This window comes from Aeromonas rivuli, assembly GCF_000820045.1.
GTDB lineage: Bacteria > Pseudomonadota > Gammaproteobacteria > Enterobacterales > Aeromonadaceae > Aeromonas > Aeromonas rivuli.
Genome location: NZ_CDBJ01000043.1, coordinates 101,256 through 118,688, shown reverse-complemented (window position 1 = coordinate 118,688; position 17,433 = coordinate 101,256). Strand labels below are relative to the sequence as shown.

Annotated in this window: 21 protein-coding genes and 1 pseudogene; 8 read left to right on the top strand and 14 right to left on the bottom strand. The window is 59.6% G+C overall.

From position 1 onward, the window contains the following. Positions 1–893 precede the first annotated feature (893 nt). From BN1130_RS09505 to BN1130_RS09495, 3 genes are all read right to left on the bottom strand, one after another. Entirely contained in the window at positions 894–1,691 is a 798-nt protein-coding gene (locus tag BN1130_RS09505; protein WP_198135255.1) for a CPBP family intramembrane glutamic endopeptidase, read from the bottom strand. Positions 1,692–1,913: 222 nt separating this feature from the next. Next, entirely contained in the window at positions 1,914–2,288 is a 375-nt protein-coding gene (locus BN1130_RS09500) for a hypothetical protein (protein WP_042041689.1), read from the bottom strand. Between the two features lie 534 nt (positions 2,289–2,822). Beyond that, on the bottom strand, positions 2,823–3,728 hold the full coding sequence (locus BN1130_RS09495) for a LysR family transcriptional regulator (protein ID WP_042041688.1): 906 nt from the start codon (positions 3,726–3,728) through the stop codon (positions 2,823–2,825). Between the two features lie 116 nt (positions 3,729–3,844). On the opposite strand from BN1130_RS09495, the gene BN1130_RS22230 reads away from it, so the two are divergent. The 3 genes from BN1130_RS22230 to BN1130_RS09480 are packed head-to-tail and all read left to right on the top strand — an operon-like array spanning position 3,845 to position 5,903. Next, a complete protein-coding gene (locus BN1130_RS22230; protein ID WP_042041686.1) occupies positions 3,845–4,264 on the top strand; it encodes an ester cyclase in 420 nt (139 codons plus the stop codon). 3 nt (positions 4,265–4,267) lie between these two features. Beyond that, positions 4,268–5,311 (top strand): SDR family oxidoreductase, encoded by a 1,044-nt coding sequence (locus BN1130_RS09485; protein WP_042041685.1) that lies wholly within the window; start codon positions 4,268–4,270, stop codon positions 5,309–5,311. A 16-nt stretch (positions 5,312–5,327) separates the two neighbouring features. Next, positions 5,328–5,903, top strand: coding sequence for a histidine phosphatase family protein (locus BN1130_RS09480; protein ID WP_232301960.1), 576 nt, complete (start codon positions 5,328–5,330; stop codon positions 5,901–5,903). Between the two features lie 231 nt (positions 5,904–6,134). On the opposite strand, the gene atcC is transcribed toward BN1130_RS09480, so the two are convergent. The 4 genes from atcC to atcJ are packed head-to-tail and all read right to left on the bottom strand — an operon-like array spanning position 6,135 to position 8,664. Then, positions 6,135–7,052: a cold adaptation protein AtcC gene (gene atcC, locus BN1130_RS09475; RefSeq protein WP_042041684.1), complete on the bottom strand. Its 918-nt coding sequence runs from the start codon at positions 7,050–7,052 to the stop codon at positions 6,135–6,137. 11 nt (positions 7,053–7,063) lie between these two features. Next, positions 7,064–7,825, bottom strand: a complete 762-nt coding sequence (atcB, locus tag BN1130_RS09470) for a cold adaptation protein AtcB (RefSeq protein WP_042041683.1) — start codon at positions 7,823–7,825, stop codon at positions 7,064–7,066. A gap of 23 nt (positions 7,826–7,848) precedes the next feature. After that, positions 7,849–8,373 carry a cold adaptation protein AtcA gene (atcA, locus tag BN1130_RS09465; RefSeq protein WP_042041682.1) on the bottom strand — a complete coding sequence of 175 codons (525 nt, stop codon included), beginning with the start codon at positions 8,371–8,373 and terminating at the stop codon, positions 7,849–7,851. Positions 8,374–8,379: 6 nt separating this feature from the next. Continuing rightward, positions 8,380–8,664 (bottom strand): cold adaptation protein ActJcold adaptation protein ActJ, encoded by a 285-nt coding sequence (gene atcJ / locus BN1130_RS09460; protein ID WP_042041681.1) that lies wholly within the window; start codon positions 8,662–8,664, stop codon positions 8,380–8,382. Between the two features lie 345 nt (positions 8,665–9,009). On the opposite strand from atcJ, the gene BN1130_RS09455 reads away from it, so the two are divergent. After that, complete coding sequence (locus BN1130_RS09455; protein WP_042041680.1) at positions 9,010–9,423, top strand: EF-hand domain-containing protein; 414 nt, start codon at positions 9,010–9,012, stop codon at positions 9,421–9,423. 69 nt (positions 9,424–9,492) lie between these two features. Here BN1130_RS09455 and BN1130_RS09450 read toward each other — a convergent pair whose 3' ends face one another. The 5 genes and pseudogenes from BN1130_RS09450 to BN1130_RS09430 form a co-directional block, all read right to left on the bottom strand. Further along, positions 9,493–10,014 (bottom strand): protein disulfide oxidoreductase, encoded by a 522-nt coding sequence (locus BN1130_RS09450; RefSeq protein ID WP_042041678.1) that lies wholly within the window; start codon positions 10,012–10,014, stop codon positions 9,493–9,495. An 8-nt stretch (positions 10,015–10,022) separates the two neighbouring features. Beyond that, positions 10,023–10,172: pseudogene (locus BN1130_RS09445) on the bottom strand (copper resistance protein); the annotation flags it as partial. A 14-nt stretch (positions 10,173–10,186) separates the two neighbouring features. Next, positions 10,187–10,915 carry a DsbA family protein gene (locus BN1130_RS09440; RefSeq protein WP_042041675.1) on the bottom strand — a complete coding sequence of 243 codons (729 nt, stop codon included), beginning with the start codon at positions 10,913–10,915 and terminating at the stop codon, positions 10,187–10,189. 10 nt (positions 10,916–10,925) lie between these two features. Next, entirely contained in the window at positions 10,926–12,983 is a 2,058-nt protein-coding gene (locus tag BN1130_RS09435; RefSeq protein WP_042041674.1) for a protein-disulfide reductase DsbD family protein, read from the bottom strand. Between the two features lie 51 nt (positions 12,984–13,034). Next, positions 13,035–13,400, bottom strand: a complete 366-nt coding sequence (locus tag BN1130_RS09430; RefSeq protein ID WP_042041673.1) for a hypothetical protein — start codon at positions 13,398–13,400, stop codon at positions 13,035–13,037. 242 nt (positions 13,401–13,642) lie between these two features. On the opposite strand from BN1130_RS09430, the gene BN1130_RS09425 reads away from it, so the two are divergent. The 4 genes from BN1130_RS09425 (at position 13,643) to pspG (ending at position 15,742) form a co-directional block, all read left to right on the top strand. Then, complete coding sequence (locus tag BN1130_RS09425; protein WP_042041672.1) at positions 13,643–14,371, top strand: 1-acylglycerol-3-phosphate O-acyltransferase; 729 nt, start codon at positions 13,643–13,645, stop codon at positions 14,369–14,371. A gap of 227 nt (positions 14,372–14,598) precedes the next feature. Further along, positions 14,599–15,261: a phage shock protein PspA gene (pspA, locus tag BN1130_RS09420; protein ID WP_042041671.1), complete on the top strand. Its 663-nt coding sequence runs from the start codon at positions 14,599–14,601 to the stop codon at positions 15,259–15,261. A 2-nt stretch (positions 15,262–15,263) separates the two neighbouring features. Continuing rightward, on the top strand, positions 15,264–15,470 hold the full coding sequence (locus BN1130_RS09415) for a PspC domain-containing protein (protein ID WP_042041669.1): 207 nt from the start codon (positions 15,264–15,266) through the stop codon (positions 15,468–15,470). Between the two features lie 47 nt (positions 15,471–15,517). Next, on the top strand, positions 15,518–15,742 hold the full coding sequence (pspG, locus tag BN1130_RS09410) for an envelope stress response protein PspG (RefSeq protein WP_042041668.1): 225 nt from the start codon (positions 15,518–15,520) through the stop codon (positions 15,740–15,742). Between the two features lie 151 nt (positions 15,743–15,893). Here pspG and BN1130_RS09405 read toward each other — a convergent pair whose 3' ends face one another. Beyond that, a complete protein-coding gene (locus tag BN1130_RS09405) occupies positions 15,894–16,232 on the bottom strand; it encodes a GIY-YIG nuclease family protein (RefSeq protein WP_232301966.1) in 339 nt (112 codons plus the stop codon). Positions 16,233–16,451: 219 nt separating this feature from the next. Then, a complete protein-coding gene (gene rarD, locus BN1130_RS09400) occupies positions 16,452–17,336 on the bottom strand; it encodes an EamA family transporter RarD (RefSeq protein ID WP_042041667.1) in 885 nt (294 codons plus the stop codon). Between the last annotated feature and the right edge of the window lie 97 nt (positions 17,337–17,433).

Here is a 17,433-nt window from a genome sequence, read left to right as displayed (position 1 = left end):
TCAAACATCTGCTTATTGCACAGACCTGCCAGGGCCGTAGGTTTGATTAGCGAAGCGTAATCAGACGTTCGCGAAAACAGGTTGCCGCCATTTTGCTGGTAATTCATCTGCTCTCTATACCCATAATCACGAGACTGCGTTGTGGCCGATTACGCTTCGCTAATCGACCCTACTTGATTCAACTCTCTGCGGCTTGCCGATTGTTGCTGCCTTGATGGCTTGCTCCCCCTCATCCCCAGCCCTTCTCCCCTTGTTGATGGAAAAAGTGGGAGAAGCAAGTAGGGTGCAATGAACAACGTGAATTGCACCGCTATTGTTCGCTCCTATGTTGCCGGTGCAATGCGCTGCGCTTATTGCACCCTACGTATGGCTGTAAAGGCGGTAGGCTGATTTCTCGGAATGGAATCAGACGCCGGTGAAGATCAGCTGCCGCAGTCCTGCTGGTAACCCTCCCTTTTCTCCCTCTTTGCCTATTGCCGCAGGTCAAGGATATGGCCGATTAGGCCGCGCCCATCCCCCCGCTCGCTAACCTTGAAGGGAACAGCATTGTGCCAGGAGGCCAGACATGGAAACGGAGAAAGCCATAGGGCTTATCGAGGCTCACGGGGCCTTTCACGGGGATCACTACAGCTTCAACAGCGACAAGTTCGTGCAGTGGTGTCAGCAGGATGCCCACCAGACCCTCAGCCTGGAGCAGGCCAATCACGAGCTGCCCCCTTCTGCATCCGGGTCGGCTATGCAGAGCCGAGCAGGTCGTGGCGTTACTACTCACCTGATGATCACGAAGCGGGCAGAGGAAAGGCAAGGGCCTCGCCTTTTCTATGGGCTGGGTAATGACGAAAGGAGCCGGCAAGGCTCCTTTCCTGTGATCATGCCCCGGCCTGTTGCCGGTCTTATATGTCAGCCTGGCCAGCACGCAGCAGCACCATGACGGTAAACAGCAGCCAGTCGTTGATGATGTGCGCGCCGGTCGATACCCAGATATTTTTGGTGATGAGGTAGCCACTGAGCAGCACTATGCGGGCCGTGCCGATCACCAGAAAACATTGCAGAAAATTCCAGTCATAAGTGGGCAGGTGCATGGCCCCGAAGATAAGGGCGGTGCAGAGCCAGGCGGTGATGATGGCGGACTTGCGGCTCAGGCTGAGCTTGGTGTGACAAAACCAGAGGATGGCCAGAAAAGGCAGTATGGAGACCACTTCCTCGCCAAAGAGCTGGGGCGCCGTTTTTACATAAAAGAGGATGCGCGCCGTATTGGAGGCCTCTGCCAGCATGGCGTTGACCGGGTTTTCACTCATCTTGAACAGGTGCTGCAGTACCAATGCAACGGCGACCGAGACCAGGATGTTGACGCCGGCAATCGCCAGCATCAAGAGAACATCCCGCCCCGTCGGCGTTCGAAACAGCGATCGCCATGCCTTCCCCGCCACCATGGCGAGCACAGCCAGGGGGATGAGAGGAAACAGGATGGCGGGGACAAAGCCGCCCGCCGTGGTTTTATAAAACGCTATGGGGGCCGTCAGCACGGCAAAACCCAGCGCCACGCCAAGCAGGATCAGCACCCAGCTGCGGCCAGACAAGGCATTCGGGGACTGGCGATAAAAGGGGAAGTCCCCGGCACTCTTGCGCTCGAAGCCATAGCAATCACCGTCGTTCAATACCGGCATTGCTGCAGGTTGATGCTCACCCATGCTGACCCCCGATAGTTTATTCAGTTGGCATGGAGACAACCCTACACCAAGTGGGGCACCCGAGTAGTCACGCCAGCTTCTTTAATTTAACGGCCGATCATCAAGCTGTTATTGCGGCCTTCCTGGCCGTCGTCTCTTCAGCCCCTGGCACCATGACTGCGTTCCATCAGTGTCACCTATGTTGCCGGTGCCATGGGCTGCGCTTATTGCATCGCCGAAGTATTAATTATTGAAATTCCACGCGATGGGCAGCTCAAGGTCGAAGACAAGATCATCCCCTTCCAGGCGAAAGGCCACCCTGGTCTGGTGCTGGTCATATTCGTTGATGATGAGGCAGCTCTCGGCGAAGTTGGACTCGTAGTTGAGGTGGGCCAGCCCCTTGCTGCCATCTTCATCGAGTTCGATGCTCAGCACCCGCAGCGGGTTCTGCTGGCTTAAATTGACTCGGGTGTCCCCCACGTCCACCAGCCGCTCCAGCAGGGGGTAGAAGTCCTGCTTATGGGCCTCGATGGCTTGGGCAATGGCCTGCTTCAACTCGGTTTGGCTGGCACAGGGGCCGGGGAGGCGATATTGAGTCTGGATGCGTTCCTGGGTCATGTTCTTCTCCTTGAGAGGTTGTCTTGAATGAGCTCGCGGGGCTTGGGTTGTGAAAATATGGGTTGCGAAACTATGGGTTGCGAAAATATGGGCTGCGAACGTAGGGGCTCTGAGAGTATGCCCTAACCCTATGTAGCGAAAGCTCGGGGTTAGAGTCCCATGTTGTGAGAGAAGCGCCGGTGTATGTGCGCTGCGCTCACAGGGTCGCGGCCCTGCATAGCAGACCGGCCGATGGCTTATCTTGTTGCAGCCTCACTGTTCTTGCGAGTCAACGCTGACAAACGGGCAAAACAACGCCCGGCGGGCCGGGCGTTGGGTGACGATGACATGGCGGCGGCAGTCGCCGTCAGAAGTCGTGGTAGAGCGGCCAGCCGAGCAATGTGCTCGAGTACGGCGGGAGCCAGGAGTTAGTCATTGATAATGGTCATAGGCTTCGCGCGTGTTGATTTTTTTTGGCGATAAACGAGATCACACACGAAGTATTTTTATATCTATTTCAATTGGTGGACTCTGAAGATCCTGTGCATGACGCGCTCATTTCTGAGCGTCCCTCAAGAGGTAATCTTCGGCACCTCTCATGGACAGGGCTTCAATAAGAACCTGCTCCAGGATGACAAAAAAACATTTGATATGAGCCTGTTTCAATACCTGCGGTCGGGTCACCAGATAGACCTCCATATCTGGAAGCTGGAGTTCCGGGAACAATCCGATCAGATCCTTCGCCAGAATACGGGGCAGCACCGCCACACCCATACCTCGCTTCACCGATTCGAGTTGAACCGCGAACGAGTTCACGCTGATCGGCGTGTGGTCCAGACCCGCAGCCTTTGCCGCACGCATTTGAGGCAACATGTCCAGCGGAGGAAGCAAGCCAATATTGGCCGCAGTGGCTGGAGTTAGCCCCGGAAACCGCTTCAGATAAGCTGCATCGGCGAAGACACCGTAAACGAGCCTGTCTATGAAGCGGTAAATAAGCGAAGGTTCGCCCAGATGAGTCGTGCGTACAGCAATGTCTGCGGCGCCGCGGACGATCTTGTGAAAATCGGCTGTGATCAGCAACTCCACCGAGCATCGCGGATGCAGAGTGGTGAAGCGACTCGCAGCCTCCAGCACGCAAGACGAGAATCCCTCTCCTGCACTGACCACGATATTACCAGATAGCTCTGTGTACGGCTCGGGCATGCCCGTAGCTGTTTGACGCCTCAAGCCTGCTTCTGCAGCCAGGGCAACGTCCACGAGGGATTGGCCTCGCGGGGTCAACCTGCATCCTTCAACTCCCCGCTCGACGAGTGGCTCACCCAGTGCGCCTTCAAGCTGGGTCAGCCGTCGCGCCACAGTAGACGCTGCGATCCCCAGCAATTGGCCAGCCTGAAGAAAGCTGCCACGTCGCGAGACTGCCAACAGCAGGCGAAGATCGTCCCAGTTTGCTTGCAAAGCCATGCTTCATATCTTGCCTGATCTGCAAATTTGCAAAGCCATTATGCAGTAGTCGCTGTTTTTAGATAGAGGCGTCAACGGTATATCTACACTCCCTCGAAAAGAATGGAATGGACTGTATGACTACTGGCACCAACGACTATGCGGAACGCGCCGCCAGCGCCTTTAATCGCCGAGACCTGGAGGCGATGCTTGCACTGGTTTCCGAAGACGTCATCTACTTCGATGGCGTAGGGATACAAACCGGTCTCGAGGCCATGCACAAGCGAAGGCGCGCATTACTCGCAGCATTCCCCGATGCCAAGATGAACTTGAGCCCATTTGTTGCCACAGACGATCGTTTGGCACTGACCGTCTTCCTGAGCGGCACTTTCACTGCACCATTAGTGGTGTCGGGTCGGGTGATTCCACCCCATGGACGCCACATTACCTTGTATTACGCCGCACACCTCACCTTCAGAAACGGCTTGGTCATACGTGAAGAAGTTTTCTTCGACAGTGTGGTATTGATGCCGTTAGCCGATCAGAGTGAGGAGTAATACATGCATAACATATTTGTCACTGGCGCGACCGGTTTGTTGGGCAACAACCTGGTGCGTGAACTGGTCGCTCGTGGTCACGCAGTCAAAGCCCTAGTTCGTTCAAGAGCCAAAGGTGAACAACAGTTCAAGGATTTGCCGGGGGTGGAACTGGTGGTGGGTGACATGGCGGATATCGACGGGTTCGCTGCGTCGCTACAAGGCTGTGATACGGTGTTCCACACCGCAGCGTACTTTCGCGATAGCTACAAGGGCGGCAGTCACTGGGAGGAACTCGAAAAGATTAATATCTCCGGTACACGGAACCTGCTGGGTCAGGCCTACCGCGCAGGTATTCGACGGTTCATCCATACCTCTTCCATTGCCGTGCTTGACGGCGCACCCAGCACGTCAATTGATGAAAGCTGTCTGCGGGCCGACGCTGACGCGGATGACTATTACCGCAGCAAGATCCTCGCCGACCGTGCCGTCCTGTCGTTCCTGGAAGTCCATCCCGAGATGCATGCCTGCATGGTTCTGCCTGGCTGGATGTGGGGTCCTGCCGACATTGGCCCGACCTCCTCAGGACAGTTGGTCAACGATGTCGTACGCGGCAAATTGCCCGGACTTATCCCCGGTAGTTTCTCCGTTGTCGATGCTCGCGATGTGGCATTGGCGCTGATCGCAGCAGCCAGGTATGGGCGCCAGGGTGAGCGCTATCTCGCGGCGGGCCGGCATATGACGATGCGTGAGCTGATACCTGTTCTTGGGCGTATTGCTGGCGTCAAGACACCCATTCGACAACTGCCGCTACCCTTTTTATACGCCTTGACGGCGGTGCAGGAGATCTACGCGCGTATTACTGGCAAGCCCATTCTGCTGAGCATGGCTACGTTGCGTCTGTTGGTACGAGAGAAGGACCGCACCTGCTTCGATCACGGCAAGAGTGAGCGAGAGCTTGACCTGAGTTTCCGGGGGCTGGAGCAAACCATCACCGACACAGTGGTGTGGTACCGTGATCACGGTTGGTTTGGAACACATCAGGACAAGGGCGTAAACGGACAGTGAGACAGTGAGCAGAAAAATGATCCTGATGCGTCACGGCCAGCCAAAGCTGGCCGGAACCGACAAAATGTCAGCGCTCGAGATGAAAGATTGGATCGAGCATTACGACAGTTCCGACACTACCACCCCCCCCATCCTGGATGCCAGCAAGCAACTCGCCGCCACCGCCAAGGCGATAGTCTCGAGCAACTTGCCTCGTGCGCTGACCTCAGTCCAGGCTCTCGGCCTGAAGCCCGCCCTCATCGACGGGCTATTTCGTGAAGCGCCACAGCCTTATGGTCACTGGAGATTGCCACGGCTATCGCCGTTTGCCTGGGAATTTATCCTGCGAATCTTATGGTTATGGGGTTACTCACACGGCGTCGGATCTGTCGGCACTACGAAGATGCGCGCCAGCACGGCAGTTCAACGACTTCAATCCCTTGCCAGCGAAGGACCGGTGCTGCTGCTCGGTCATGGCTTTATGAATCGAATGATCGCCAGACAACTGGAGGCAGATGGATGGACTCGTCAAACAGGTAACGACAGCCAATATTGGAGTGCGACTGTGTATCAAAATGACGATATTGAAGAGGTGAGGGTTTCTGGTCTATAGAGTTCGGCGAACCTCCATTCGAAACTGACTGGGCCGATACGGGGATGGTTGCAATGTCATACGAGGGTTCCCGAGAGGAGCGCTCGACGCCTCATCACCGGGTTGGTTGTACGCTGGTGCTTAATAGAGGCACTTTTATTGGCAGCGCTTGTTCGGAGGCCAAGGCGCACAGATGATAACGCCCGGCGGGCCGGGCGTTGGGTGACGATGACATGGCGGCGGCAGTCGCCGTCAGAAGTCGTGGTAGAGCGGCCAGCCGAGCAGGGGGTGCTTGAGACCGGCGCGCATCTCGATATTGTCGAGCTTCTCCGGCGAAGCACCCTCTTGCTGCAACTGCTGGTACTGGCGCACGAAGCCCAAGGTGTGGAGCAGGTTGGAGACAAAACCCCGGCTGAGATCCTGACGCAGCCCTGCGGTCAGATCGCTGGGCAGTTCGCTCAGCAACAGTTCAAGCTGGGCGGCCAGATAGTCGGTATCGAACCAGTGCTCTTGCAGCACGATTTCCCGGGCCAGGCGGCGCTTGAGATCCTGCTTGACCTTCAATGGCGCGGCGCCGCTGCCCTGACCGCAGAGGATGCGGTAGAGCAGGGCCTCGGCCAGCTTGTCCTCCAGGGTGGGGTGGTCATTCTCGTAGGCATAGAAGTGGCTGTCCATCAGGGCCATCAGGCGGGCCTTGTCATGTTCCAGCTGCGCCTTCTCGTACTCCTGCCAGCCTTGCCACTCTTCCACATCCGGCGGGCTGGATATTTTATCGAGCAGACGGGCATCCACATCGCCAAAGAGGTTATTGGCGCCCAGTTGCTTGGGGCTGACCGAGATCAGCATGGACCAGCCTTTCTGGAACGGTTTGATGGGCCCTTCCGGGGCCTGCAGCAGGGCGAGCGCCCGGGCAGTGTCCCGCCCGGACAGCTCCTGCAGCCCCAGGCTGATGACGCCAATCACGTCGTGGGCGGCTTGTTCGAGCAGATGCATCTTGTACTTGTTGTAGTACTTGTCGGCGAATTTCAGGCTCATCAACACCGCCTTGCCCTTGATGGCGGCCAGTTGCTGGGGGCTCAAGCGTTCACTGTCAGCACCAAAGCGCAGTACCTGGCTGAGGAAGGGGCCCTGATTGGCCTCGCGAATGATTAGCTGCGTTACCTGTGACATCGAAACGTCCCTTAATCCAGAAAGCTGAACATGTCGTCCACTTCGCTGTACTCGTCGCTGACCTGGTTCTTGTCTTTGGCCTGCATCACCAGCTCGGCGGCAAACTTGTTGATGATGCCGTCCCAAGTGCTGTTCTCGTTGCGCAGCAGGGCCTTGATGGCCTGCTCCACCTCGGGTGCCTGCTGGCGGATCAGCATCAGCAAGCTGCGGGGATCGTCGAGGGAGTAGTCGTGGGCATCCTCGCTCAGCTGGCGGTCACTGTAGGAGAGTGCCTCTTCCAGATCTTCCTCTTCGGCGTGGAGCAGGTCCGTCATGCCCTCTTCATCATCAAGCTGCTCACCGCGGTAGAACTCGATGAAGGGGATGGCGAGGTAGAAGAGACCGGCGGGATCCTCGGCGATGCACTCGAGGATCTCGCGCTGCTTGGCCTCGCTCTCCTGGGTGCGGATCAGGTAGTTGAGAAAGTCGAAGGTGTGCTGTTGCAGCTCCTCGGCATTGTTCTTGATGGCCTCTTCCCAGTAGAGGGGCTGCTGGCAGACGATGTCGCGGATCCGCTCCGGGGTCATCAGCTCGGAGATGATGGACGGGAAGGAGATATCATGCTGGCCGTTGATCTGGGTCAGGGTGACGATATCAATATTTTCAATGACTTCGGCCAGCTGATCGTCGGACATTGTCATGGCGATCAGCTCGAATCTCTCGCTGGCCTGCTTGGGCTCGATCACGGCCAGTTCTTTGATCTCGATGGCGGCAATTTCAATCAGACTATTCATTCTTTACCCCAAGTTGCCTCAAATTAGAAACGCACTTCGTCGTACATATCCTGCTCGCCCTCTTCGTCGCTGCCGTCATAGTCAGCGTCGGCGTTTTCTCCCTCGTCCTCATCCTCATCGCGGGGCATGGCATAGTCGTCATCGCGGGCGCCACGGGGCAGGGGGTTGTCCAGCAGATAGAGCACGGCGCAGGCTTCGATAAGGGTATCTTCGCTCTGGGCGCGTACTGCCTTGACCAGGGGCAGGTCGGCGTTGTTGAAGGCAACGGACACCTTGAACTCGTCCCAGCTGGGTTGCTCCCCTTGGCCAATCCAGTTGCGCCAGGCGGGCTTGGCCTGGGCAGAAAACTGCACCCGGCCATAGAGGGCCAGTGGCAGGTATTCGGGCATGAATTCCAGCATGCTCATGTCGGCCAGCAGCAGCGCTTTCATCTTGCCGGTGAACTGTTCCAGCGCCTTGGGCTGGTCCACATCACGGTAGGATTCGATGTTCTCGCTGGCGTCACTCATCAGCGCCTTGATACGCGCCAGATCCAATGTCTTTTTCATACAGCCTCAGGGATAGAATTGATCCCATAACTCCTGCATGGCAGAGGTCGGGTCGGTCACAATGACGTTGTTAAAGTCTTTGATGAAGGCGGCTTTTTTCTTGGGGTCCGAAAGAACCTCGTAGGCCTGCTTCACCTGTTGCAGCAAGACGGCTGCGCGCGCTTGTTCTTCGTCGGTGGCCCCGAGCAGCTTGTCGGGGTGATACTGGTTCGACAGTCGTCGATACGCTTTCTTGATGTCGTTTTCGTTGGCGTTGGATTTTACACCCAGCACCCGAAAGTAGTTGTTCATGGCAGATCCTGCATCACTGGCAACAGAGAAGTCACAATGCTGGCCCTGGCTGGTCGCTGAGAAAACCAGGTACGGCGAAAAACCCGTCATTTTAACGGAAATAGCGCGGCACTGCCATGAATAGGATCTGATCGGCCAAATGAACTTGGCGTGGGTGGGAATTGGTCACTTGTCTCCCTTTGTGCCACCCGAAGAGGGGATGACCGGGCTGGCGACGGGGCGCGGGAACCTTTGCATTGGCCGAGGGTCAAATCGCGCAGGTCGTCTCAATGGCAGCGCCCCCGTCCGACCCGCCATCATTGGCCCGGTCGATGAGATAAAAGTGCAAATGAGGAAAACCACATCATGATGAAACGCTACTTTCTGCCCCTGATGCTGCTCAGCAGCCTGGCGGTGGCCGCCGATGCCGTGCCCGGTGAGCCGCTCATCAAGGGGGATATCAGCAAGGCCCAGTTTATGGCGAGTGCTGAAAAGCGCTTTGCCAGGCAGGATCAAAATGGCGATGGGGTGATCTCGGTTGCCGAGAAGGAAGCCACCCTGGCCAAGATGGAGGCGGCGATGAAGCAGGCTGGCAAGGCTGTGCCGGAGCGAATGGGTAACATCAAGCCGAGACGGGAAACCACCAAGGCGCAATTTGTGCAGCGTCAGGAGAAGTTGTTCGCCCATCTGGACAAGAATGGGGACGGAGTGATCAGCGAAGCGGAGCGAGCGGACACCAGGGCCAGCTTGCAGAAACGGGCACAGCAGTCAGCCCCTTAAGCAAGTCGTCCCCAACGGATATAAAAAAAGAGCCCGGTTCATCACCGGGCTTTTTTATATTGGAGTGGATTACCAGCTGGCCCACAGCAGCCGCAGCTTCAATCCCCAACGACTACTCCAGCCAGTGGTAGTGCCGACCACCTTGCCATCCTTGAGGATCAGAAAGCTGGGGGTGACGCTCACCTGCCAGTGAGCGGCCAGTGCGCCCTGCTCGTCGTTATGGGTCGGGAAGCGCAATCCCTTGCTGGCCATGCCGCGGCGCAGTTGCTCATCGTTGCCCGAGCGCAGCGCCACCGTCAGCACGTTACCGCCGTCTTGCCACAGCTGCTCCACCGTCGGGGTGGTGAAGCGGCACACCCCGCACCAGCTCGCCCAGTAGTAGATCAGCAGCGGCTTGTCCCGGCTCAGGGCCTGCAAGTCCGCCGTGCTGCCATCTTGCAGGGTGAGAGCGGGAAGCGGGCTCCCCGCGGGCAGGGTCGGCCCGCGCCAGAGATCCAGCGCGGTCGTGAGGATGACGGCAAACAGCAGTAGCCACAGCGCCTCCTTGCCCCAGCGCCGCCAGCGTGAGAGCGGGTTGTTAGTCTCAGTCATGGGTCCCCTTAGCTCTGCTTGGCCAACTCGGCCAAGACCAGGTTTTCGAGCTCGTCATAGGAGATGGCGCCCGGCACCAGCTGATTGCCAATCAAGGTGGCCGGTGTGCCCTGTACGCCGAGCAAGGTGCCCAGACGAAGTCTGTCTGAGCGCAGCTCCCATTGTGTGACCATCAGCCTTGCTTGGCCAACTCGGCCAAGACCAGGTTTTCGAGCTCGTCATAGGAGATGGCGCCCGGCACCAGCTGGTTGCCAATCAGGGTGGCCGGTGTGCCCTGTACGCCGAGCAAGGTGCCCAGACGAAGGCTGGTGCGCAGCTCCTCGGTCGCCTTGTCTTCTGGTTTGAGGCCCACATTACCGGTGGCGGCCAGGGCCTTGTTGATGTCCGCCTCGGTCAGCATGCCCTGCTTGCTCATCAACTTTTCATGGAGCGGCAGGAAGCGAGCCGGATCCTGCTGCCAGAGGGTCAGGCTGTACTGGGCGGCCTTGGCGGAAGTTTGCCCCTTGAAGGGCAGCAATTTGATCACCAGGCCGAGATCCGGATGCTCCTTGAGCAGACGGGTCAGGTGCGGATCGAACTGTTTGCAGTAGGGGCAGTTGTAGTCGGTGAAGGAGACCAGGGTCAGCTTGGGGTTTTTGGCCCCCAGGCGCGGGCTGGTCGGGCTCATGAACAGGGCCTGCTGGTTACCCTTGATGATGTTGCCAAGCTGGGCGGCTTGATCCGCGGTGTTCTGTTTCTCCCAGGCATCGGCCGCCTCATCGAGGATCTTCGGGTTGGCCACCAGGGTCTCGCGGATCAGCTCCTTGATGCGCACCTCCTGCTCCGAGGTGAAGGGAGTGGCGTGCAGGGTGGGGGCGAGCAAGGCGCCGAGCAGACTCAGGGTGATCAGGGTAGGTTTCATCATCTTTTCCTTAGAAGCGAGTGGTGCCGGCCTTGATGAGGCCAGCCTTGTGCAAGGTGGTGAGCAGGTCGGCTTTGTCGAGCAGGGGGGAGAGCACTTCCCCCTTGGGCAGGCCGGGACCATAGATCTGGTTGAAGGGCACGGCCACGGCGCCCCGGGCCCGCAGGAAGGCGGCCAGGCTGTCGTTGGGCCGGGTCCAGTCACCGCGCAGGGCAACCACATCCGGGGCCGAGAGGGCGCTTTGCACCTCGTCTCGTAGCAAGACGTTGTATTTATTGGCTTTGCAAGTCACGCACCAGTCGGCGGTGACATCGATAAAGACCCGCTTGTTATCCGCCAAAGCCCGTTGCAGTGCCGATTCCGACAGGGGCTGCCACTGCACCGTCTCCCTTTGAGGGCTATTTGGCGCCGTGAGGGCGCCGCCGAGCAGCAGGGCACCGCCAATCAGGGTCGAGAGTGCCAGGGTCAGGGTGACACCGCGCATGCCATGGCGCCAGCCGATGGCGACGAGCAGGATCAGCAGCACAGCGGCCATCAGCCAGCCGGTGGTGAGCGTGCCGAGGTGTGCGGAGAGCAGGCTCAGCAGCCAGAGGCTGGATCCCAGCATCATCAGGCCGAGCACTATGCGCAGTCGTCCCATCCAGGGGCCGGGTTTTGGCAACCAGAGTGCGAGGCGTGGCCAGGCCGCGATGGCGAGCCAGGGCAGGCTCATGCCAAGCCCGAGGGCGGTAAAGATGAGCCAGAGCTGAGCCAGGGGCGCACCGAGGGCAAAGGCGACTGCCGTGCCGAGGAAGGGGGCCGAACAGGGGGTTGCCAGCAAGGTGGCGAAGCTGCCCTGCAGGAAGTGGCCGCCCAGGCTGTTGTCGCCGGTGGTCGCGAGCCGGGTGTTGAGCCGACTGGGCAGCCGGAACTCGAACAATCCCAGCAGGTTGGCGCAAAACAGCAGGGTCACCACCACCATGAAGCCGATAAACCAGAGGCTCTGGAACTGAATACCCCAGCCGACCGCCCCCTGAGTGGCGCGCAGCAGGGTGCTCATGAGGGCCAATGCCCAGAAGGAGACCAGGATCCCGGCACTGGCGGCCAGAAATTGCAGGCGAATGGGTCTGCGCTCCCGCGTCTCAAGCTGCAGCACTGACCCCAACTTGAGGGCCAGTACCGGCAGTACGCAGGGCATCAGGTTAAGGATGAGGCCCCCGAGCAGCGCAATGCCGACCAGCCAGAGTAGCGAGTGACCACTGTCAGGCCCGGCCGCTGGCAGCGCCAGGGGGGCGCTGATGGGCGTCTCCCCCTGCCAGGCCTGTTCGCCATCGACCAGCAGCACGCCCTGCAGCCTGCCTTTGAGATCCGGGGCATTGCCTTGCCAGCCATCGCTGACCGGGATGCGAGCCAGCAGACGCTGGCCTTCGACCTGCAGCTTGGGCTCGCCAAACTCGGCCTCTGCCTGACCGTCGAGGAAAATCGCCGGCTGCTGCCAGCCCTGGGGCCGCTCGGCAATGAGTTGCAGCTCATTGGCGCCATACCCGGCCTCGAGCCGGATGTCGCTCGCCATCGATTGGGGCAACTTACTCATGGCCTGGGCATAGGCAAAATCAAAGCCCGCGGGGGCCGCCTCACCCAGCGCCAGCTGGAAGGGGAAGTCGGTCAGTATGCAGACGTTGCTGCAGGTGGAGAGGCGCAGTATGCCGCTCAAGGTGCTGCCTGTCGGCGCACTCAGGGTCATGGGGAAGCGGACGTCCCCCTGATAACCCTGGGTGCTGAGCCCGGCGACCTCGAAGCGCTGTGGGGTCGGCCAGTGCCACTGGACCTGGGTTGGCTCTTGGCCTTGCCAGAGGATCTGGGGGGCGATGCCACCCTGGCCTGGACTGCGCCAATAGCTCTTCCAGCCGGATCCGAGCTCGACCTCGAGCAGCAGGCGGCTCTGGGCCGGGTGGCTGAAATCCCCTTGCAGCCGGACTCGGGCGTGGTCGTTTTGTGGGCTGGTCAGCCAGCCGCTGTCAGCGGCGACGGCTATCGTCTGCCAGCCAAGGCAGATCAGCAGCAGCGCCGTCTTGATCAATCTAGTCATCGATGTGTCTCGCAATAAATAAGTTGGGATCCGTCTAAAGTGGCGGATAACTCATTCGCGCAGCACGCAGAGCTGGAGGTGCAATCGGAGTTTGGGGGCTCTGCCATTCCTGGGTGGCGGCAGGGGGGGGCTATAGCGCCACAGGGGGGGCAGAACGGCAATGATGAGGGCGACGACGAAAAAGATAAACTCGGCGGCATTGAGCTGGGTGGCGCTGAGCCACTTGCCCTTGAGCTCGCAACTGCTAGGCTGCGGGCTCTCCTGGCTCTGGCCCGTTTCGTCGGTGGACGTGAGGGCCTGACAGCTGAGCGCCTGGTCGAGTTGGGCCAGTTTGAGCAGGGGCTGGGCGGCGCAGTTGAGCAGCAGTATGCACACCAGTAGCAGGAGTCGTGTTGCTGTGCGCTGTGGTTGCGTCATACCGGGCCCATCGTCTAGAGAGGGCCACATCCTAACGGGCCGCTCTTGTCGATACAAGCCGTTGGGTCATTTTGGCTTCATAAGAGGCTTTTTTACGGTGTCAGACCACATGGAGAACGCGGCTGGGAGCAAGGTGACAGCGCCATGTGGTCACCCAGACGGGGCCCGGTTTTGTTTGGCTAACACTTGTTCACCCAAAGCGGCCTCAGTATACTGCGCCGAATCTTGTCTAGAGGTGTTCGATGCTCAAATTTGCCCGTATTCTGCTGCTTGGCCTGCTACTTGTCGTCTGGTTCATCCTGGCCCTGCTGCTCTGTCTGGTGCGCCCCGGTCATGCCAACAACGTCTACGTCTTCGCTCGCATGTACCATGCCGTCTGCCCGCTGATCGGCGTCAAGGTGACGTTGACCATGCCGGATGAAGTGAAAAACGTCGGCCCCGCCGTCTATGTCTGCAACCACCAGAGCAACTTCGACATCTTCACCGTGACTGGCGCGGTGCGCCCCGGCGTGGTGGCGGTGGGCAAGAAGAGCCTGCTGTGGCTGCCCTTCTTCGGTCTCATCTTCTGGCTGTCCGGCAATGTGCTGATCGACAGATCCAACCGCTCCCGCGCCATTGGCACCATAGGTCAGGTGGTGGATCGCATCAAAGGTCGTGGCACCTCCATCTGGATGTTCCCCGAAGGCACGCGCTCCCAGGGCCGTGGCCTGCTACCGTTCAAGGCGGGCGCCTTCCACACAGCCGTGCAGGCCGAGGTGCCAGTGGTGCCCATCGTCTGCTCCAGCTACTTCGGCCAGATCGATCTCAACCGCTGGGACAATGGCGAGGTGCGCCTCGAGATGCTGCCGCCCCTGTGCAGCAAGGAGCATGGTGCCGCCGGGATCCGCGAGCTGTCCGAACAGTGCCGCGAGCAGATGAGCGCCAAGCTGGCCGAGCTGGATGCCGCCATCGAGCGGGATCGCGCCGCCTGATGAAGGTTCAGGGTGTAAAAAAGGGAGCCACTGGCTCCCTTTTTTATTGGTGATTTTCGCCATCTTTTTTGGTTAAAAACGCTAACCCATGGTTTGGTTTTCGGATGTTAATCCCATATCTGATTGTAAGTTAACGAAAAAATATTCTGGCACGGCTCTTGTAACACTGATGGCACGAGAAACTGAAACCAGGGGCCCAGGCCCATTCCATGACAAGGAGCCAGACCATGAGTGTATTTAGCCGCCTCAGCGACATCATCAACGCCAACCTGCACAGCCTGCTCGACAAGAGCGAAGAGCCCGAGAAGATGATCCGGCTCATGATCGAAGAGATGGAGCAGGTGCAAATTGAGATGCGCACCCAGGCCGCCCGTCTCATCGCCGAACAGAAACAGCTGGAACGTCAGCAGAGTGCCCTGAGTCAGCAGATGCAGGGCTGGGCTGCCAAGGCCGAGCTGGCCATTGGCAAGGGCCGTGAAGACCTGGCCCGTGCCGCCCTCGGCGAGAAGCTGGCCGAGGCCAAGCGCCTCGCACTGCTGGAGCAGGACAGGGATCGGCTGGCCGAGGTGCTGGCCCAGCTCAATGCCGACAGCGAGCGGCTGGGGGCCAAGCTGACCGAGGCGCGGGAGAGACAGAAGTTGCTGGTCCTGCGCGAGCAGACGGCCCACAGCCGGATCCGCGCCCGTGCGCAGATCGACCATAGCCGCATGCATGAACTGATGGCGCGTTTCGACGGCGTGCAGGGCCGGGTCGATCAGCTGGAAGCCCAGCTTGAAGCCGCGACCCTGGGTCAGAATCCGTCTCTGGAAGCGCAATTTCGCGAGCTGGAACTCAATGACGAGATAGAGCGCGAGCTGGCTCGTCTGAAGGGTCAGAAGGTGGAGGTGTAATCATGACGCCCTGGCCGAAAGACGTGGCGCACGGCAAGTTGACCGGGGTTTGCGCCGGTATTGCCAGGCGGTTGGGGCTCTCCAGGGTGACGGTGCGGATAGTGGCACTGCTTGCCCTGATCCTGCTACCGCCATTTACCTTGGCAGCCTACCTGTTGGCGGTGCTGCTGATGCCACCGCGCCATGAACTGAAGCGCTGGCTGGATTGACCCCGCCCATACCCCCATGAAGAGCAGCCCGGCTGCGAGGAGTAAATATGTTGGAATTTCTGGTGTTGCTGGCGGTGCTTGTCGTGATGGCCATGGCCGGGTTCACCGTGCTGGCCATGGTGGTGGTGAGCGGGGTCTTCATGATTTTCGGGGCCCTGGCAGGCATGATAGGCCTGGTGTTCAAGCTGGCGCCCTGGATATTGCTGGGGCTGGTGGTCTACTGGTTGCTGGGCAATCGGCGTCGCACCAGCCGCCCCAATCATTACCGTTGAGGCCTGGTTTGCGGAGGGTGATGGGGCAGAGGCGCCCTGGATGACAATGCCTGGCGCAGAGCACTCAGGATACATGGTTGACCATCACTGGCTAAGCGTGCCCCGCCAGTGACAGCTCTCCTTCTCTGGCCACCGATAGCGGTGGCCTTTCTTATGATGGCAATCCATCCGGTGTGAGCGCGGCATCGGGCTCTCGCTTGTCTTCCCGTCGGGCTGCACTGGGCGAGGTGAGCAGCCACTGCTGGCTCAAGGCATGCCAGTGGTCGGGGTGCAGGATCAGTTGCTCCTTGATGGCCTTGTTCTGCTGCTTGAGCCGGTATTCGAGACGCAGGGCCGCGCCCCGCTCCCCGACCTCCTGTCGCCAGGCCAGGATGAGGGGGCCTTTGCCGCGCAGCGCCCGTGCCCCTGTCCCGCGTTGATGCTGGGTCAGGCGGCGATCAGGATCTGTGCTGATCCCTGTGTAGAGGCTGCCGCTGCGGGTGCGCACCATATAGATAAACCAGATGGCACTCGCCCCTGGGGGGGCGCCATCGGCAGATGGATGTCCCCTGGTCACGCAGACCGCTTCATCAGCGGCGCTGTCTGGTTCAAACGGGAGGCGTTCACTCATCTTGTACTCTGCTCTCGAACAGCGTCATGGCTCTGGGTGAGGGCATTATCGCAGCGCACCCTCAGGGAGCAAGGGTTCCATGGCAGAGCAGGCCGCCGCTCAAGGGGCATGAGCCTTGCGGTTCAACCTGTGCAGGGGCAGCAGGCTGATCAGCAGACCCGCCCAGACGAAGGCGAAGCCCACCATCTTCACGGGGTCTGGCTGCTCTTGGAACCAGAAGATGGCAAGCAGGAAGGCCAGGGTCGGCTCAATGTATTGCAGCAGACCCACGGTGCTCATGCGGGTGCGCAGCACCGCATAGCAGAACAGGCCAACCGGCACCAGGGTGGCAGGAGCGCTGCCCATCAGCAGCAGGCGATCTCCCCAGTCTCCCTGAATGAAGGTGCCCTGGCCCTGCCAGACCAGCCAGCCGATGCACAGCAGGGCCAGGGGCAGTTGCACCAGGGATTCGAGATAGAGGCTGGTGCTCGCCTCATAGTGCACCTTCTTCTTGAGCAGGCCATAGAGGGCAAAGTTGGCCCCCATGATGAGGGAAAACCAGGGCAGCTGACCGTAGGAGAACAGCATGTAGGCCAGCCCTGCCAGCGCCAGGGCAACCGCCAGGTGCTTCTGGGGAGTGAGCCGCTCACCGAGAAAGATCACGGCGAAGGCGATGTTGAATAGCGGGGTCATGAAGAAGGCGAGGCTGGTGGCCAGTACCTGACCCGTGGTCAGGCACCAGGTAAACATGCACCAGCTGACGGACATGATGGGACCGGCCAGCAGGATCAGACCGAGCTGGCGGGGTTCCTGGCGCAATCTTCCCCAGGGCAGCCGCTGGCCAAGCAGGCTAAACAGCAGGGCGAGCAGTACCACGGACCAGAGCACCCTGTGGGAGAGCAGCTCCCACATGTTGACCTCGGGCATGAACTGGTAATAGAGGGGCAGCAGGCCCCAGAGCGCGAACGACAGGGCCGCACAGCCCGTCCCCATCCAGCTTTTCATTCTCTTCCGTTTATTAAACTAAACAATCTGGGCCGCATGATAGGCTGCCTCTAGCGGGGCGGCAAGGGGCAACCAGGACAAAAGATGTGGGCGAGAG

Coding starts and splice junctions, on each gene's coding strand:
- BN1130_RS09505 (WP_198135255.1), bottom strand. CDS start 1,691: ATGGGTGAGCATCAACCTGCAGCAATGCCGGTATTGAACGACGGTGAT.
- BN1130_RS09500 (WP_042041689.1), bottom strand. CDS start 2,288: ATGACCCAGGAACGCATCCAGACTCAATATCGCCTCCCCGGCCCCTGT.
- BN1130_RS09495 (WP_042041688.1), bottom strand. CDS start 3,728: ATGGCTTTGCAAGCAAACTGGGACGATCTTCGCCTGCTGTTGGCAGTC.
- BN1130_RS22230 (WP_042041686.1), top strand. CDS start 3,845: ATGACTACTGGCACCAACGACTATGCGGAACGCGCCGCCAGCGCCTTT.
- BN1130_RS09485 (WP_042041685.1), top strand. CDS start 4,268: ATGCATAACATATTTGTCACTGGCGCGACCGGTTTGTTGGGCAACAAC.
- BN1130_RS09480 (WP_232301960.1), top strand. CDS start 5,328: ATGATCCTGATGCGTCACGGCCAGCCAAAGCTGGCCGGAACCGACAAA.
- atcC (WP_042041684.1), bottom strand. CDS start 7,052: ATGTCACAGGTAACGCAGCTAATCATTCGCGAGGCCAATCAGGGCCCC.
- atcB (WP_042041683.1), bottom strand. CDS start 7,825: ATGAATAGTCTGATTGAAATTGCCGCCATCGAGATCAAAGAACTGGCC.
- atcA (WP_042041682.1), bottom strand. CDS start 8,373: ATGAAAAAGACATTGGATCTGGCGCGTATCAAGGCGCTGATGAGTGAC.
- atcJ (WP_042041681.1), bottom strand. CDS start 8,664: ATGAACAACTACTTTCGGGTGCTGGGTGTAAAATCCAACGCCAACGAA.
- BN1130_RS09455 (WP_042041680.1), top strand. CDS start 9,010: ATGATGAAACGCTACTTTCTGCCCCTGATGCTGCTCAGCAGCCTGGCG.
- BN1130_RS09450 (WP_042041678.1), bottom strand. CDS start 10,014: ATGACTGAGACTAACAACCCGCTCTCACGCTGGCGGCGCTGGGGCAAG.
- BN1130_RS09440 (WP_042041675.1), bottom strand. CDS start 10,915: ATGAAACCTACCCTGATCACCCTGAGTCTGCTCGGCGCCTTGCTCGCC.
- BN1130_RS09435 (WP_042041674.1), bottom strand. CDS start 12,983: ATGACTAGATTGATCAAGACGGCGCTGCTGCTGATCTGCCTTGGCTGG.
- BN1130_RS09430 (WP_042041673.1), bottom strand. CDS start 13,400: ATGACGCAACCACAGCGCACAGCAACACGACTCCTGCTACTGGTGTGC.
- BN1130_RS09425 (WP_042041672.1), top strand. CDS start 13,643: ATGCTCAAATTTGCCCGTATTCTGCTGCTTGGCCTGCTACTTGTCGTC.
- pspA (WP_042041671.1), top strand. CDS start 14,599: ATGAGTGTATTTAGCCGCCTCAGCGACATCATCAACGCCAACCTGCAC.
- BN1130_RS09415 (WP_042041669.1), top strand. CDS start 15,264: ATGACGCCCTGGCCGAAAGACGTGGCGCACGGCAAGTTGACCGGGGTT.
- pspG (WP_042041668.1), top strand. CDS start 15,518: ATGTTGGAATTTCTGGTGTTGCTGGCGGTGCTTGTCGTGATGGCCATG.
- BN1130_RS09405 (WP_232301966.1), bottom strand. CDS start 16,232: ATGGTGCGCACCCGCAGCGGCAGCCTCTACACAGGGATCAGCACAGAT.
- rarD (WP_042041667.1), bottom strand. CDS start 17,336: ATGAAAAGCTGGATGGGGACGGGCTGTGCGGCCCTGTCGTTCGCGCTC.